Source organism: Amycolatopsis sp. NPDC051061 (assembly GCF_040682935.1).
In the GTDB taxonomy this organism is placed as follows: Bacteria; Actinomycetota; Actinomycetes; order Mycobacteriales; family Pseudonocardiaceae; genus Amycolatopsis.
The window spans coordinates 136,538-152,909 of the sequence record NZ_JBFBBZ010000019.1 but is presented as its reverse complement, the minus strand read 5'-3'; the positions used below and the strand labels follow the sequence as shown (position 1 = coordinate 152,909).

Below are 16,372 nucleotides of genomic sequence, written 5' to 3'. Positions count from 1 at the left end.
TCAGGCCGCCGGCAGCAGCGACTTGGGCCGGCCCGGCTGGGTCAGCCGCCCGGACAGCACCGCACCGGCCAGGCTCAGCACGCCGGCCGCCGCGAACGCGCCGACGAACCCGTGCGACGTCACGACGAGCGCCGCGAGCCCGATCCCGACGACCGCACCCACCGCTTTGGCGGAATACAGTATCCCGAAGTTCTGCGCTGCCGATTCCTCGCCGAAGTACTCGCGCACCAGCCCGACCAGCAGCGTGTAGCAGCAGCCGTTCCCGAGCCCCGCGAGCGCGACGCCCAGCAGCAGGCCGACCGCGTGCCGGTGCTCGCCCGAGTAGAAGAGGACGAACTGGGCGACGCCGCCCGCGAGCAGCGCGAACCGCAGGATCCGGTGCCGGCCGATCCGGTCGGCGAGCCGGCCGATGAGCACCCTTCCGCTGCCGGTCGCCGCGGCGAGCAGCGCCAGGGCGGCCGCGGCGAGCCCGGGCCCGCTGCGCTCGGCGACGAACGTCGCCAGGTAGGCGAGGTCGAACAGCAGCACGGCGGCGGCGAGCACCACGACGAGGTACAGCGCAAGGGTCGTCCCGCACCGGAACAGCTCGGCCGGCCGGTAGTGGCGGACGGCCGGCCGCCGGTTGTGCGCCCGGTCGAGGGCCCAGGCGCGCGGTTCGGGCGTCGCGGGCCACCAGTGCCGCGGCGGGTACCTCAGCAGCGCGCTGCACCCGGCGATCACGACGAACACGACGGCCGCGGTGACGTCCAGAAGCGCCGGCCGCGCGGCCGGCAGGGCGGCGGCGAGCACCACGAACGGCACGCTGCCGTAGGCGAACGCACCGCTGACCAGGCCCGCGCTGGGCGCGGTCCGGTCCGGGAACCAGGCGAGCACCGCGCCGACGCAGGTCGCGTAGACGAGGCCGGTGCCGAGTCCGCCGAGCACGGAGTAGCCGAGGAAGACGGTGAGCAGGCTGGTCGCGTGGCCGAGCGTCACCAGCCCGGCGGCGCACAGCACCGCGCCGGCGGCCATCGCCGCGGGCGCGGGCAGCAGGCCGCGTTCGCGCAGCCACGCCGCCGGAAAAGCGATCCCGGCCTGGCAGATCGCCCACAACGCGAGCGAGAGGACGATCCCGCCGAAGGTCCAGCCGTGCGCCCGGCTCAGCGCGGGGACGATCGCGCCGAAGCCGTATTGCTGCACCCCGGCGGCGAGCATCGCCGCCGCGGACAGCCAGGTGATCCACGTCCGCGGCCGGCCGAGCAGCTCCCGGTCGGACTCCCCGACGCGGTACCGCCGTCCGTAGACGTCCCGGAGCTCGCGGACCTCGGTCATCGTGACCGCCTCCTCAGGATTCTCGACTGAAGATTGTATGCAGTATGGAGTAGTCTGAGTGTGCGCTTGTTGCGGTCGATTGTCTACAGAAAGCCCCGAACGGTCGCACGCCAGGGGGACAGTGCGTCGCGGCAAGGGATGCGGCTCGCCGCGGCAGCAGTGTGCGAACAGTGGCCCGAGGCGATGGGACGAAGGCGGCCCGGTGGCCATCGAGGGAGGAGGCGGCCACCGGGCCGTGCTCCGGCGCGGTACCGGCCGCGCGGAGCACTGCCAGTCTGGCCATCGGAGCGACCCTCGACAAGCTTTACCGGCTGGGAAATATCCGCTTGCCGCAGCTTTTGGCGCCGGCACCACGACGCGGGTGCACCGAACCGGGCCGACGGAAGATCCACACGCGACGGAGTGCGAGCGACTCACCGCACGGCAAGCCGATCAGGACAGTCGCCGGGGAACTGCTTCACAGTCCAGCGGCGGAGCGCTCATCGCCGACCGGCCAAGAGGTCCACTGCGGTCGCGAGAGGACGAAACCCGGGCCTCTCAAGCGAAGGCCCCCGGCGAAAGCGTCAGACAAGAGCCGCCGCAGTGGGAAACAAACAAACGCGCTCATGCCGCTGAGCACCACGATGGCGGCCGCGCGGCCGGCGGAGCGGGCCGGATCCCGACCATGCTCCTTTCGCGCCTTTCGCGCGCTGGGATCTCCCCGACCCCAAGCGCGCGAAACACCGCTACCGAACTCCGCCGTCGCCGCGATCACCCAGCATCGCGGCGCGGAGTTCCTTGTCCGGCAACCGGTTCCGGCGTCAGGCCTTCTTGCGCGAGGCCCGCTTGCGCGCCGGCTTGACCTCCGCCGGTTCGGCCGCCGCGACCTGGTCGGCCTCGAAGCCCGCGATGATCTCGCTCGACAGGCGGCCCCGCTCGGCGACCTCGTAGCCGTTGGCTTGCGCCCACTCGCGGATCTGGCGGTTGCGCTCGCGGTCGGTGCCCGAGCTCGACGAGCCCGACAGCGACTGGCCGGTCGCGAGGCGCACCTTGCGGCCCCCGGTCCGCCGCGCGACGGCGACGTAGCGGGCGAGCTCGTCCCGGAGCGTGGACGCGTTGCCCTCGGACAGGTCGATCTCGTACGTCACCCCGTCGAGGCTGAAGGGGACGGTCTGCGAAGCCTCGCTCCCGTCGAGGTCGTCCACCATCTCGACGTGCACCCGTTGCGCCATGGTTCGTCGTTCCTCATCTTCTCCAGAACACGGTCGGACAGACCCTAACCTGTCGAATCCCGCCCGGCACGCGCGACACCCGTGAAGCGTCCACAATGGCCGCCCGGGCGACCGCGTCACCCTCGTCCAGGGTGACCGCAACCGAGCCGAAATGCGCGCCGTCTTGTCAAATATTTGTGTTTGTGATATGTTTGAAATCGAATCGATACCGTATCATCATGGCCACCGCCGATTTTTCCGGTATTGCTCCCGCGTCAGCCGCACCGCCTTCACCGCGGCCGCCGCTCGGGCGGCACATTTGCTCGTCGACACCGAGCCGGTCGTGTTCTCCGACACGCTCGCCGCGGCCGTCCTCGGCGAGCGCGCCGAAGAACTCCTGGCCTACCACTACCTCCACGGCACGCATCCCGTTCTGGCCGGCGCCCGTGCCCAAGCGGTGTGCCGCAGCCGGTTCACCGAAGACAGGCTCCGGCGCTCCCATTCCGGTATAGACCAGTATGTGATTCTGGGTGCCGGACTCGATTCGTTCGCGTATCGGGACGCACCCGCGCGATTTCGCATGTTCGAGGTCGACCGGTCGGCGACCCAGGCCGCCAAACGAGAACTGCTCGACGGCGCCGGTGTCGCCGTGCCCGCTTCCGTCACCTTCGTCCCGGTCGACTTCGAAGCCGATCCGCTCCGGGAACGGCTCGTCCAGAGTGGACTCGACCCGTTTCACCCCGTGTTCGTCAGCTGGCTCGGTGTCACCATGTACCTGACCCGGAAGGCGATTCTCGCCACATTGACGGATCTCGGCGGTTTGGCACCCGGATCGGAAATCGTGGCCGATCACCTGCTTCCCCCGGAACTGCGGGACGCGGCCGGAAACGGCTACGCCGCGGCGGTGGCGCCGGTCGCCGCGGAACAGGGTGAGCCGTGGCGCACCTTCCTCTCCCCCGCGGCCATGGCCGATCTCCTGCGCGAAGCCGGTTTCGAAGTCGTCGAACTGGCGGGCCGGCCGCGAGAGCGTCGACGCGCGGCTGTGGAACCGCACCGACGCGCTGCGGCCCGCCGCGCTTTCCGCGCCGGCCCACGCCCGCATTCCCGATCGGCCCGGAATCGCCGACGGCGGAAACTGAGCCATTCCGCGTCAATCCGGCAGCAGGGGCACTTCCAGGTCGTCCGGGCGGCCCAGCAGGACCGCCCGGGTGACCGCCGCCTTGCCGAACCGGTCGCGCACCGCGTCCAGCGCTGTGTCGAGCTGCGTCGCCCGCTGCCGCTCGAACGGCAGAGCCGGCTGGAACGGGTCTTCGTCGGCCAGGTTGGACAGCGCCGCGCCCAGCAACGTGATGCCACGGTCGGCGATCATCGGCAGCGCGGCCACGAGCAGCTCCCGCGTCGCGGCGAGCAGGACGCCCGTGCCCGCGGTCGGCTCGTTCAGCGTGTGCGAGCGCGTGACCCGGGTGAAGTCGGCGAAGCGGAGCCGGATCGTCACGGTCCGGCAGACGCGGCGGGCGGCGCGCAGCCGGCGGGCGATCCGGTCGATCAGCGCCACGAGCACCACGTCGAGCTCGGCCGGGGTCCGCCGGCCGCGCCCGAGGGCCCGCTGGGCGCCGATCGACCGGCGCCGCCGACCGAGCTCGACGCGGCGCGGATCCCGGTTGTGCGCCAGGGCGTGCAGGTGCCCGCCGGCCGCCCGCCCGAGCATGCTCACCAGGTCCACCGGCTCGGACGCGGCCAGCTGACCCACCGTCGTGATCCCCCGCGCGCGCAGCTTCTCGGCGGTGACCTTGCCGACGCCCCAGAGCGCGCCGACCGGCAGCGGGTGCAGGAACTCCAGCTCCGCGTCGTGCGGGACGATGAGCAGACCGTCCGGCTTCGCCACCCGGCTGGCGACCTTCGCGAGGAACTTCGTCCGCGCAACCCCTACCGTGATCGGCAGCCCGGCGCGCTCGGCGACGTCGGCGCGCAGCCGTTCGGCGATGTCACCAGGCCGTCCGCCGATCCTGGTCAACCCTCCGACGTCGAGGAACGCCTCATCGATCGAGAGGCCTTCCACCCAGGGCGTGGTGTCGTGGAAGACCTCGAAGACGACCTTGCTCGCGGCCGAATAGGCCGACATCCTCGGCGGCACGACGACCGCGTGCGGGCACAGCCGGCGAGCCTGCGCGCCGCCCATCGCCGTGCGCACGCCATAGGCCTTGGCCTCGTAACTCGCGGCCAGGACCACCCCGCCGCCGACGATCACGGGGCGCCCTTTCAGCGCCGGATCGTCGCGCTGCTCCACCGACGCGTAGAACGAATCGAGGTCGGCGTGCAGGATGGGCCCCTCGTCGGTCATAGAACATATGTTCGCATACCCGGGCGCCGAAGTCCGCTCATCCGTCCGCCGCGGAACCCCTGCCGCTGGTCGAAACTGAGCGTTTTCCCGGTTGTCCACCCAGTGTTGCCACGGTCACACTCAACGGATCGAACGACCCGACCACTGGGGGCGACATGTCCGAGAAGTGCCGATGCGGCGACCACCACGCGTGGGCCAGTCCGAACCCGCAGGATCAGCCCGCCGCGGCGCGGCAGCCACTGCTGGCTTCGACGCTGACCGGTGAAGACCGCGCCGAGGACGCCGGCCGGATCGACCCGACCGACCGCGTCACGTGCCGCACGCACCGCCGCTGGCTGCACGACTGCGTTTCGTCCCCGGTGCACACGAACCCGGCGATCGGCTACCGCTGGTGCCGCAGCTGCGACCACCAGGCGCTGGTCGCGGTGGACGAGCTGAGCGGCGACGTGACGATCCTCTGCGGACTCTGCGGCCACAGCCCGCGCAGCCGCGCGAACCTGGAACTCGTGGAGCTGTGCCGGCGCAGCCTCGTCTTGGCCCGGGCGGGACGGTTCCCGGAGAGCGCCGCCGCCTGACTGCCATGATGCGGGGGTGCCCGAACCCGGAACCACCGCGCTGGTGATCCTCTTGCCCGCCGCCGAACCCGTGCTGGCTGCCGCTCGGCGGGTCGACCCCGCTCTGGTCCGCCCCGGGTTGCCCGCGCACGTGACCGCGTTGTACCCCTTCTTGCCGGACTCCTCGCTGACCTCCTCGGTTCTTGCCGCGGTTCGGTCGCTCGCCTCCGGGGTTTCGCCGATCGAGGTGCGGCTTGACGAGTTCCTTGCCGCGCCTGGTTTTGCGGCGCTTCCGGCTCCTTCGCTTCAGCCGGTCACCGATGCGGTGTGCTCGCGCTGGCCTGGGGTGCTGCCCTATGGGGGACGGTTCGGGCCTCGCCCGTCGGCGCACGTGACCGTCGCGATGGGCGGTGACGAGGAGATTCTTTCTCGGGTGGCCGATGAAGTGCGGCCACTCTTGCCGCTCACCGCTTGTGCGACGGCGTTGCAGTTAGTGGCACTCACCGAACGCGGGTGGGAGCCGCGAATCGAAGCGCCTTTCGACGGGTGAACCGGCTACCCGGGCCACTTGTGTAGTGGTTGCCTTTGGGTAGCGAGTGCGGATGTGAAGCGACTACACTTTCGCAGTTACTTCATCTTTATCATGGATGCACCTTCGTAGTCGCCCCCGCCGCGAAGTGACTACATTTCTGTAGTCAGTACGCCTTTGAACCCGATGCGTTACCGGATTCAGTACACCTGAGCAGGCAGAGGCAGGTGCGGCGAGTGCGGCGAGTGCGGCCGCGGCAAGTGCGATAAGGCGACGAGCCGTGACCAAGCGGCGGGTGCGCCACGAAGTCACCGCACCGGCCTGGCGACTTCGCCCACCGCCTCACGGTCCACCTTCCGGTAAGCACGCGCGATCGCCCGCAGCCGCGTCACGTCCGCGGCGAACGGCTCCGCCTGCGCGACCGGCGGCGGTTCCTCCTCCCCCGGCTCGTCCGGCAAGTCCCGCACCAGCCGAGCCGCCGCCGGGGCCGGCAGCTCCGGCGTCGCCCCCGCCAAGATCAACCCGTCGTTCGTCTCGCTCATCGCCGTCAGCAACCGCTCGCGGCGGGACGCCCCACCCGGGTCGATGCGGACGATCTCCGGGAACCGCCGAGTCAAGTGCGCGCGCAAGGGCCGCAGCAGGCGGAGCGTCTTCGCGTCGCGGCGCCCGGCCGCCAGCCCCGGGACCGACGGGATCGTCAGCCCCACCACGATCAGCAGCACCGAAACCGCCGGGAAACCGACGTCGAGCGTGCACGGCAGCGTCGAGAACGGCCCGCGGCACAACGCCTTCACCGGGTGGTCGTCCTGCAGCGCCCGGATCGTCGCGACGATCTTCCCGCCGAGGTACGCGACCGCGAACGCCGACGCCAGCAGCAGCAACGTCAGCCCGGCGCGCAGCGCACCACCGCTCACGCGGATCGTCACGGCCGCCACCACGCCGATGTCGAGCACCGCGAACCCGAGGTAGACCGTGTACACGAAGACGTAGATCACCAGCGTCGGGTGCGTGCGGTACAGCTCGTCGAACACGCCGACGCCGCGCGGCAACCCCGCCGTGCTGAAAAACATCACGGTCAGCAGCGTCAGCGCCACGCCCAGCGCGACGAGCCGGGTGCGCCGGCCGCGGTCGCGGGTGCCGCTGATCTCCGCGACCGTCAGGCCGATCCCGTAGGCCGCGACCATCGTCGCGAGGTTCGACAACAGCCGTCCGAGGCTCGGGTAGATCTCGCTCTCGAAGAGCTGCGCGCGGTTGGAGAGGAAGCAGAACGCCGCCCCGAGCGCGATGAGCGAGACGGCCAGCCCGGCGCCCGCGCCGGTGCGCCGGGCGCGGACCGCCCGCCAGATCCCGATGGCCAACGCGAAGAGCCCGACTCCGACGAACAGAATGTCGATCACGAGACGCGACTATCCCAGGAGTGCCGCCAGCCGCCTAGCTTGATCCGCCGCCCGGCCGGACGCGCCCGGCTGAACGGCGGGTGGTTCGCTCGTCGCCGCGCTCATCAGCAGCACGGCGATCAGTTCGGCCTCGTACTCGTCGGTGCCGGTCGTCACGCGGGTCAGCAGGTGGGAAAGCGCCTGGGGCGCCAGGTCCGGCGCGAGCTGCGCGGCTTCGGACTCCGACATCTGGCACGTCCCGGTGTGCGCGCACAGCACGTGGGCGAGCTCGTGGGCGATGATGTGGTCCTGGTGCAGCGCCGACGTGTGCTCGACGTAGGCGATCAGGTCGTAGTCCGGGCGGGCCTGCCACGCGCCGGACGGCCGTCCCGGCCGGTACTCGACCGGCACGAGGTCGATCTCGCGCCCGCGCCAGGCCTCGAGGCGGTCGACCCAGACGTTCATCGACCACGGCCGGGGCACCGGGACCGCGGCGAGCACGGTCCGCACCCGCGCACGGGCACCCGCTCGAAGGTCCCTCAAGCCGTCGATGGGTCCTCCCCGGTCGCCGTGCGCCAGCCGGGTGCACCGGGGCGCGATCACGGACGAGGTCATCGTAGCCGACCTCCCGGGGTCACTCCGGCTTCCGGCGCCGGCCGTCGCGACGACGGGTTTCGTCGTAGCCGGCCAGCTGGTCGAGCAGCGCCGTCACGGTTTCGCGGTCGCGCGGCGAGAGCTGCATCGCACGTTGCGCCAGGTTCCGCGCCTCGGTGTCGCGCCACGCGACGACGTCCTCGACCTGGCGGTCGACCTGCCCGGCGACCTCGTCGTCGAAGAAGTACGTCACCGGCACGCCGAAGAACTGGGCCAGGGCCTGGATGTGCGAGCGCTTGGGATCCTTGCGCGCGCCGACGGCGAGCTGCTGGACGTGGGTCGCCGACATCGTCACCCCGGTCTGCTCGGCGACGCCGTGCGCGATCTCCCGGTAGGAGTACGGCTTGCGGTCCGGCGGGTGCACGGTCGCGATCAAGTGCGCCAGTCGTTCGGCGAAACTGCGCTCGTCACTCACCACACACCACCTTCAGTCAGGGAAACGTGACAACCGTCAGCGTAGCTGTACCGAAAACTTGACACATCCTGTCCCGGAAAGACTACGATACTCCCGTTCGGTGTTTCGAAAACAGGACACCGGAGCCCGGGGTGGCGCAGCGGCCGCGGGGCGAAGTCACGTGGCCGCTGGGGGTGGCCACGCGCCCGGCCCCCGTTCCCGCCGCGCCGCCCCACCTCAGCGCACGCCCAAGGCCGCGGCCAGCTTCGTGAAGTCGTCGCGCAGGCCCGGCACCGCGTCGTCGGTGACGCAGCCGGCGGAGAACTCGACCGAGGTCCAGCCACGGGCGCGAGAAAGCGGTACCACGCGCGCGGGGGTGTCCGCCATGGTGGGAGCGTAGGGGCGGATTGGTGGGCGCGGTGCGGCAAAAGTACCGTCCCGGCAAGGGATTCGGACGGCTGCGCGCTCGGCGCGAGGCAGGTTGGTGCAAGCGAGAGGGCGTCGCGCGTGATTGGTGGGCAGCTCGCGTGACTGAGCGGGCAGCTCGCGTGATCAGGCGGGCATCTCGCGCGGTGGTCGGCGCCACCGGACCTTCAGCCCGGTGGCGCCGACCGCGCGAGTCACCTCTTCCGCTTCATCTCCGGCTGGGCCTCACCGGCGGTAGACGCCGAACTCGTACAGCGAGTAGCCGTATGCGGTGCCGCGCTGGGTCGCGGACATCCGGACGTACCGCGCCGTGGCCGAGATCGCCAGGTCGTCGGCGCCGCCGTCGCCCGAGGTCGTCGCGTACACCGACCGCCAGTTCGCCGCGTCATCGCTGACCTGGATTTCGTACGCCTTCCCGAAGGCCGACTCCCAGACCAGCTGGACGTGGTCGAACGCCTGCCGGCTGCCCAGGTCGACCTGCAGCCACTGCGGGTCGGCCCACGCGCTCGCCCAGCGCGTCGCGGTGTTGCCGTCCGTCGCGGCCTGCGGCGGGTAGGGCGCGCCCGGCCCGTCGGCCTGGTACGTCGACGCCGTGGTCACCGCGCCGCGGGCCAGGTTCGTGCCCGGCACCGGCGGGGCGACCACGCGCAGCGAACGCGTCTCGATGCCGACGTTGCCGTGACCGTCCCGGGCGTAGAGGTAGATCTTCCAGACGCCCAGCTGCTGCGGCGCGGTGACGGTGAACGTCCCGCTCCCGGTGAACTGCGCCGGGATCAGCCCGGCCGCGTTGTTGATGTACTTGCTGTTGTAACCCATGGTGTAGGCGATCGGGTCACCGTCCGGATCGGACACCCCGGCGGTCAGCGTGAACGTGCCGCCGGCCGGGACGTCGGTGCTGCGGCTGAGGTTCATCGACGAGATCACCGGCGGTGTGTTGCCGCCCGTCTGTCCACTGTAGATCCGGCGGACGGCGTACCAGGACAGCCGCTTCTCGTTGCCCGTGGTGATGTTGAACCAGACGCCGCCGAAGTCGCCCTCGGTGCCGTAGTGGAAGAGCGTCGCGCCGAGCGCCACGCCGGGGTGGGCCAGCACGCAGTTCCAGGCGTTGACGTACCCGTCGCGCTTCTGCTGGTCGGTCGGCTCGGCCGGCACGCCGTTCGCGTCGTTCGGCACCTCCCACTCGCCGGCCGGCCCGGTTTCGGTGATGATGTACGGCTTCGTGTAGCCGCCCGCGAGCCAGTCCTGCTTGACCTGGCAGACCTGGGCGTAGGAGTTGACGGAGTAGAGGTCGAGGCTCGGTGCGTACGCCTTGTAGTACGGCCACGCGCCGGTCCAGGCGTCGGTCGAGGTGACCGGGTGGTTCGCGTCGATGGCGTGGATCGCCTGTGCGGCCTGGTCGACGAAGCGCGTGTAGGCGATCCGGTTCTGCTCCAGCTGCGTGCCGGAGTAGCAGTTCTGCATGCCGAGGATCGACTCGTTGCCGACGTTCCACATCAGCACGCCGGGGTTTGCCTTGTAGGCAGTAACCCACTTCTGGATCTCGGCGAGCATCGTGTTTTTGTATGCGGTATCCGTGGTGTAGTCGACGCACCCGCCACTGCCCGGACCGCCGCCCGGCTGCAGCCAGAATCCGCTGACGACCTTGATCCCGTTGGCCGCGGCGGCGTCGAGCAGGGGCTGGGTCGTGCCGTCGGTTCCCCAGGTGCGGACGGTGTTGACGCCGATCGCGTGCAGCTCGGGCATCCGCGTGGCCGCTTCGCCGACCGGCGGGCCCCAGGTCAGGCCCTTGACTGTCCACGGTATCCCGTCGACCGTCAGCTGCCAGTTCCCTTGGCTACCGGTCACCCGCGTGACGCCGGGGCCGCCCGGCGTCGACGTGCCCGGCGTGCCGCTGACCTGGAACTCCCAAAGCGAGTACCCGTAGCCGCCGACGCGGTGAGTGCCGTAGAAGCGCACGTAACGACCATGACCGGTGACGGCGAGATTCTGGATACCGCCGACCGCAGTCGTCGTACTGTATACAGTCTGCCAAGACGCGGCATTGTCCGAAACCTGGATTTCGTATGCAGTCGCGTAGGCGGCTTCCCAGTTCAGGGTGACCTGGCTGATGTCCGCGGGCGCGCCGAGGTCGACCTGCAACCACTGCGGGTCGCTCCAGGCGCTCGCCCAGCGCGTGCCGGCGTCGCCGTCGACAGCCGCCGACGCCGGGGTTCCCGCGCCTTCGCTGCTCGACGCCGTCGCGGGTCTGCCTTGGGAAAGCAGCGTGGCGGCGTGCGCCGGGGACGGGCCGGCGAGCAGCCCCAGCACCAGCAGGGCCACCAGCGCCGGAACGGCACGGAGGAGCGACGGTCGGTCCACGATGACTCCCGTACGACAGGGGACGGAGATTGGAGAGCGCTCTCCAGCGCGTCCGATGGTTCGTCACCTCGCCCCGCGTTGTCAAGATTCGGCCGAGAATCGGACAATGCCTGTCCGACGGCTGATCCGGGTGCTCCTTGACACAGCGCGGGCTCGCTGCGCATGCTGTGGGAGAGCGCTCTCCCATCCTTGGCACCTCACCGTGGAGGACCCTTGGCAACGAAAGCCGCGCTCCTCGCCTGCACCGCCGCCACCGTGCTGGCAGGCGCCCTGATGACCGCGGCCACCTGGTCGCCCGCCGGAGCCGACGACCTGGTGACCCACCACGAGTTCCAGGTCAACTGCTCCCCCAGCCACCACCAGCCGGACGACCCGATCGTCTTCCCCGGGCTGCCCGGCGCCTCGCACGACCACACGTTCCTCGGCAACAAGACCACCAACGCGACCACCACGCTGCAGTCGCTGCAGAACGCGGGCGTCGGCAACACGACGTGCCTGGCGCCGGACGACCTGTCCGCGTACTGGTTCCCGACGGTGTACAACGGGAACCAGGTGGTGCTGCCGAACTTCGCGCAGGTCGTGTACTACAAGTCCGGCATCCTCGACTACACGAAGGTCGTGCCGTTCCCGCCCGGCCTGCGCTACGTCGCCGGGAGCGTCACGGCGACGCAGGACGAGTTCCAGCACGCTCCCGGCGCTATCGAAGGCTGGGAGTGCGGGGACAGCTTCCACAACTGGGATGTCCCGGTGCACTGCACCGAGGGCAGCCAGCTCAACATCCGTTACCAGGCACCGAGCTGCTGGGACGGCGTCCACCTGGATTCGGCCGACCACAAGAGCCACCTGGCGTACCCGGACCGGGCGACACTGACGTGCCCGGGCGACCACCCGGTGGCGGTGCCGATGCTGGAGTTCAAGATGGCGTTCCCGGTGAGCGGCGACATGTCCGGCGTGCACCTGGCCAGCGGACGCGGCTACTCGTGGCACTACGACTTCTTCAACGCGTGGGACCCGCCGACCCTCGCCGCGCTGGTCACGCACTGCATCAACGGCGGGCTCCAATGCGACCCGCGCGGATTCGACCTGTACAAGCCGGACCGGGGCACCGTGCTCGGGCCGAACTACCGGCTGCCCGGCCGTCCGTGAGACGGCTGATCCTGGTGGGGGCGGCGGTGGTGGCGACGATGGGCGGGTGCGCCACCACCGGCCCCGCCCCCACCGCCGGCCCCGCGACGCCGTCCTCTCCCTTCAACGCGACGGACGTGGCGTGGCTGCAGCTGGTGGTGCCGATGACGGAGAACGCGCTGTCGGCGGCCCGGCTGGCGCCGCAGCGCACGGCCAGCCCGGCGGTGCGCACGGCCGCGGAATCGGTCGCGGCGCCGGCGGAGCGGTTGCTGACGCGCTTGAAGTCGGCCCGCGACCGGGCCGGGCTGCCGGCGGCGGACGTCCACAGTGGACACCGGATGCCAGGGATGGTCACCGCGGCGGACCTGGTGACGTTGCGCACCGGAAGCGGCGCGGAGTTCGACCAAAGGCTGGTCGCCCTGCTGCGGGCCCACGCGGCGCAGCTGGTCGTCCTGGCGAAGGGCGAGCAGGCTTCGGGCGCCGACGCGGAGACGAAGCGGCTGGCCGGCGAGGTCGGCGCGGACGGCTCGAGACAGGAGCGGGTGCTGGAGAAAACGGCCTGACCCGATCGACAGCGACACAACATCCGTGAATGCCCCAGGGAGGGAAGTCCCTGGGTCATTCACGGACTTGCGTTCAGCGCATCCCCCACCGCACGAGCACTTCGCGGACCCCACGAGCAGCGGCCCGAACCGCGCGTCGACGTGACGACGGATCGGGCCGTGGAGGCCACTCATCCCACAGGGTGGCCGAGCCGGCGCCGGGGCGGGGCCCCCCCCCCCCCGGGGGGGCGGCGCGGCCCCGGCCCCCCCCACCACCCCACGTGGTGGCCTCGACGGCCATACCGGCTCCGCCCGCCGGTAGTCTCAGTACGTCACGGTCACCGGCCCTCGCCCGCCGTGGGCCGTCACCGTCAGTGTTTGTGTTGCCGCGTCCCACTTCCAGGTCCGCGACGGCGCCCAGCCCTCGCCGACGCGCACCCGCGAAGGTGCCGACGGCACGCCGAGGAACTTGACCGTCCACTCCCGCGAAGCGACCTGGCCCCGGAACCCGCCCTGCGACGGCGCGACCGTCACCGTGTGGGCACCGTGCCGCTCGGTGTAGGAAATCCGGGTCGTCGCGCTGTGCTTGGCCGAGGTGCCGTCGTCCTCGTACAGCGAGAACGAACCCGACGCGCCCGGCGCCACGGTCACCGTCACCTTGTCCAAGGGGCTCTGGACGTCGTTGGGGACGTCCGCCGTCCGCGTCACCGCGATGCCGCCCGCCCGGACGAACACCGGCATCGTCCCGAGGTCCGACGTCACCTGCTGCGTCGTGCCGCCGGCGTACGCCTTGCCCGTGAAGTAGTCCGTCCACTGCCCCGGCGGGAACCAGACCGACGTCGTCGCCGAGGTTCCCGGCGAGGTCACCGGCGCCACCAGCATGTCCGGCCCGTAGAAGTACTCGCTCGACGCCGCCGCGTACGCCGCCGGCTCGTCCGGGTACTCCACATAAGTCGGCCGCACGACCGGCACGCCCGTCGCCGCCGCCTGCTGCGCCAGCGTGTAGGTGTAGGGCACCAGGTTCTCGCGCAGGTTGAGGAACTTCGTCGCCGACGCCTTCGCCGCGTCGCCGTACTGCCACGGCAGCCGGTCGCTGTGGTTGCTGTGCAGCCGGTCGATCGGCTGGAACGCGCCGAGCTGGACCCATCGCGCGTACAGGTCGTCGGGCAGCTTGACCGTCCGGTGCTGCTGCCCGCCCGAGGTGTAGGTCTCGCTGCCGGGCAGGCCGGTCGTGTCGTTGTGCCCGCCGATGTCGTGGCTGATCGGCGACAGGCCGGTGGCGGCCGACTCCGCCGGCGTGATCCCGACCTCCATCCGCAGCGTGCCCCACGTCGACGACGTGTCGCCGGTGAAGTGGACGGTGCTGCGCTTGTCGGCCCACGGTCCCGTCGGCAGCCCGACCGGGCCGCCGTACCCGCCGGCCTGCAGCGAGCCGTACGCCCGTGACGTCACGAAGCCCCGCTCGACCGCCGGAGCGGCCAGGTCGGCGTACTTCTGGTTGATCCACGAGTCCGGCGTGACGCCCGGCAGGCTCGACTTCGCCGAGTCACAGCACCAGTCGAGCCACCAGAAGTCGTTGCCCTGCTTCATCATGTCGCCGTGCAGGTCGAGGTACGCCTTGAGCTGGTCGGGGTCGCCCCAGTCGAAGACGTAGCAGTCGGTCCCGCACCCGGACTTCGCCAGCTTGCCCTTCGCCGTCGTCTGCGCGCGGGCGAACTGCGGGTCCGAACCCATGATGCTCGGGTGGATGTTCAGGGTGTTGTGCAGGCCCTGCGACTGCGACCAGGCGAAGAAGCCCGCCGGGTCCGGGAACTTGTTCTTGTCGAACTGCCAGCCGTTCCACGTGTCCGGCGCCTTGAAGTCGGTGTCGGTCACCAGGACGTCCAGCGGCACGCCCTCGCTGCGGAACTTCGGCAGGATGTTGTCGCGGTAGTCGGCCGCGGTGCGGTCGAAGTACTCCGAGTACCAGACGCCGTACACCCACCGCGGGAGCAGCTCCGACGGCCCGGTCAGGGTCGCCAGGTCCCGCAGGCCCGCCTTGTAGTCGTGGCCGAAGGTGAAGATGTAGCCGTCCTGGTAGGGGTTCCCGCCGTGCGACGGCCGCTGCGTGACCTTGCCGGCGGAGGTGTCGTACAGGGCCGACGGTGTGTCGTCGAGCAGGTACCAGCCGTCGGAGTGCAGGAGGCCTTCGGTGAGCGACGGCGTGCCGTTGTCGCCGTTGACCCCGTCGAGACCACGCCGGTAGCCACCGAGCGTGAGGTGCGGCGCCGGGATCGCGGCCCCGGTGCGGGTGACCGCGACCGTGTCGAGGTTGACGTGGCAGCTCGCGTCGTCCGGGCAGCCGAGGACGACGTCGTTCGTGCCGGCCTTGAGGTCGACCGGGACCGACGCGGTCCCCCAGCTGTTCCAGTCCGCGGTGGCGGGCAGCGAAAGCGTCCGGGTCACGCCGGACGCCGCGACCGTCGCGGTCCGGGTCGCGTGCACGCCGTCGCCGCCGGTGCCGTTGGCGTAGCGGACGTCCAGCTGGTACGTGCCGGCGGCGGGGACCGCCACGACCCGGTGGGTCAGCGACGAGCCGCGGTTGAGCTCGGCGACGAACCCTCGCCCGGCGTATCCGGGGTGGTCGGTCGCGAGGACGGCCGAGCCCGTGCGCAGGCCGGACTCGGCCTCGCAGCTGACGTCCAGGGCGCAGCCGGTGAACGCGCGGGCCGACGCGGGCGGGAAACCCGCTCCGGCGGACAGCACCGCGAGGGCGTCGACGTTGACGTTGCCGGAGTCGGTCGCGGTCCGCTCGAGGCGGAGGTTGTGCCGGCCGGCGCCGAGGGTGACCGGGACCGACGCGGTGGTCCAGCTGTTCCAGTCGGCCGTTGTGGGCAGGCTGAGCTTCTGCGGCGCACCGCCGTCGACGGACACGCTCAGCGTGCGCGTGACGTGCTGGCCGTCCCCGCCGACGCCGTTGGCGAACCGGGCGGTGACGTGGTAGGTCCCGGCCGTGGCGGCGAGGACGTCCGCCGTGGCCGAGGTGCCGGCACTTTCGAACCCGGCCAGGAAGCCCTCGCCGGTGTAGCCGGGGTGGTCGGTGGCGACACCCAGCCCGTCGGCCGTCAGGTCTTCGGCCTCGCACAGCGCGCCGACCGCGCAGGTCAGGTGACGCCACGGCGCCGCGGTCACCGGCGCGGCGCCCGCCGTGGTGCGGATCTGGAGGTTCCCGGAGTCGAACGGCCCGGAGTTCAGCTGGTAGGTCAGGGTCGTCGCGCTGGTGCGGATGGTCAGCACGCCGTTCGACGTCGTCGAGGTGTACTGCGTCGGCGTGAACGCCCCGCGGCCGACGGCGTTGAACGTGGCGGCATCGGTGAAGCGGCCGTCACCGGCGTACTCCGTGCGGATCAAGGTCGGGGAAAGCACCTGGAAGCGCGCATTGCCGGCGGTGACCGTTTGCCGCGTCGCCGGTCCGGCTTCAGCGGGGGCCGAGACGGTGACGACGGCCGCGACCACCGCCAGGGTGCTCACTAGATGGAGAGTTTTCACTGCTCTCGTCCGCACGGCGGAACTCCGTTCCGGTCAGAGGGACC

General features: G+C 71.1%; 13 protein-coding genes and 1 pseudogene. 5 read left to right on the top strand and 9 right to left on the bottom strand.

Going from position 1 to position 16,372, the window contains the following annotated elements; all coding sequences use genetic code 11:
* On the bottom strand, window positions 1–1,311 hold the full coding sequence (locus AB0N03_RS25770) for an OFA family MFS transporter (protein WP_364376655.1): 1,311 nt from the start codon (window positions 1,309–1,311) through the stop codon (window positions 1–3).
* An 800-nt stretch (window positions 1,312–2,111) separates the two neighbouring features.
* Entirely contained in the window at window positions 2,112–2,522 is a 411-nt protein-coding gene (locus AB0N03_RS25765) for an Lsr2 family protein (RefSeq protein ID WP_364376652.1), read from the bottom strand.
* Window positions 2,523–2,673: 151 nt separating this feature from the next.
* On the opposite strand from AB0N03_RS25765, the pseudogene AB0N03_RS25760 reads away from it, so the two are divergent.
* Window positions 2,674–3,450: pseudogene (locus AB0N03_RS25760) on the top strand (class I SAM-dependent methyltransferase); the annotation flags it as partial.
* A 201-nt stretch (window positions 3,451–3,651) separates the two neighbouring features.
* On the opposite strand, the gene dinB reads toward AB0N03_RS25760, so the two are convergent.
* Window positions 3,652–4,842 carry a DNA polymerase IV gene (dinB, locus tag AB0N03_RS25755; protein WP_364376649.1) on the bottom strand — a complete coding sequence of 397 codons (1,191 nt, stop codon included), beginning with the start codon at window positions 4,840–4,842 and terminating at the stop codon, window positions 3,652–3,654.
* A gap of 155 nt (window positions 4,843–4,997) precedes the next feature.
* Here dinB and AB0N03_RS25750 point away from each other — a divergent pair, with 155 nt between their 5' ends.
* Window positions 4,998–5,417: a hypothetical protein gene (locus AB0N03_RS25750; protein WP_364376646.1), complete on the top strand. Its 420-nt coding sequence runs from the start codon at window positions 4,998–5,000 to the stop codon at window positions 5,415–5,417.
* Window positions 5,418–5,433: 16 nt separating this feature from the next.
* Window positions 5,434–5,946 (top strand): 2'-5' RNA ligase family protein, encoded by a 513-nt coding sequence (locus AB0N03_RS25745; RefSeq protein ID WP_364376643.1) that lies wholly within the window; start codon window positions 5,434–5,436, stop codon window positions 5,944–5,946.
* A gap of 287 nt (window positions 5,947–6,233) precedes the next feature.
* Here the strand turns inward: AB0N03_RS25745 and AB0N03_RS25740 are convergent, their stop codons facing one another.
* From AB0N03_RS25740 to AB0N03_RS25720, 5 genes are all read right to left on the bottom strand, one after another.
* Window positions 6,234–7,322 carry a hypothetical protein gene (locus AB0N03_RS25740; protein WP_364376640.1) on the bottom strand — a complete coding sequence of 363 codons (1,089 nt, stop codon included), beginning with the start codon at window positions 7,320–7,322 and terminating at the stop codon, window positions 6,234–6,236.
* 9 nt (window positions 7,323–7,331) lie between these two features.
* The gene (locus AB0N03_RS25735) at window positions 7,332–7,916 is read right to left on the bottom strand and encodes a hypothetical protein (RefSeq protein ID WP_364376637.1); all 585 of its coding nucleotides are present in this window, start codon (window positions 7,914–7,916) and stop codon (window positions 7,332–7,334) included.
* 19 nt (window positions 7,917–7,935) lie between these two features.
* Window positions 7,936–8,370, bottom strand: a complete 435-nt coding sequence (locus AB0N03_RS25730; protein ID WP_284749814.1) for an XRE family transcriptional regulator — start codon at window positions 8,368–8,370, stop codon at window positions 7,936–7,938.
* Between the two features lie 216 nt (window positions 8,371–8,586).
* Window positions 8,587–8,736 (bottom strand): hypothetical protein, encoded by a 150-nt coding sequence (locus AB0N03_RS25725; protein ID WP_364376634.1) that lies wholly within the window; start codon window positions 8,734–8,736, stop codon window positions 8,587–8,589.
* Between the two features lie 264 nt (window positions 8,737–9,000).
* Window positions 9,001–11,133, bottom strand: a complete 2,133-nt coding sequence (locus AB0N03_RS25720; protein ID WP_364376631.1) for a discoidin domain-containing protein — start codon at window positions 11,131–11,133, stop codon at window positions 9,001–9,003.
* A 213-nt stretch (window positions 11,134–11,346) separates the two neighbouring features.
* Between AB0N03_RS25720 and AB0N03_RS25715 the strand changes: the two genes are divergently transcribed.
* Both AB0N03_RS25715 and AB0N03_RS25710 read left to right on the top strand, forming a co-directional pair.
* On the top strand, window positions 11,347–12,279 hold the full coding sequence (locus AB0N03_RS25715; protein ID WP_364376629.1) for a DUF1996 domain-containing protein: 933 nt from the start codon (window positions 11,347–11,349) through the stop codon (window positions 12,277–12,279).
* Window positions 12,276–12,821 carry a DUF305 domain-containing protein gene (locus AB0N03_RS25710; protein WP_364376626.1) on the top strand — a complete coding sequence of 182 codons (546 nt, stop codon included), beginning with the start codon at window positions 12,276–12,278 and terminating at the stop codon, window positions 12,819–12,821. The genes AB0N03_RS25715 and AB0N03_RS25710 overlap by 4 nt, the downstream gene beginning before the upstream one ends.
* Window positions 12,822–13,124: 303 nt before the next feature.
* On the opposite strand, the gene AB0N03_RS25705 is transcribed toward AB0N03_RS25710, so the two are convergent.
* The gene (locus AB0N03_RS25705; RefSeq protein WP_364376623.1) at window positions 13,125–16,310 is read right to left on the bottom strand and encodes a TIM-barrel domain-containing protein; all 3,186 of its coding nucleotides are present in this window, start codon (window positions 16,308–16,310) and stop codon (window positions 13,125–13,127) included.
* Window positions 16,311–16,372: the final 62 nt, after the last annotated feature.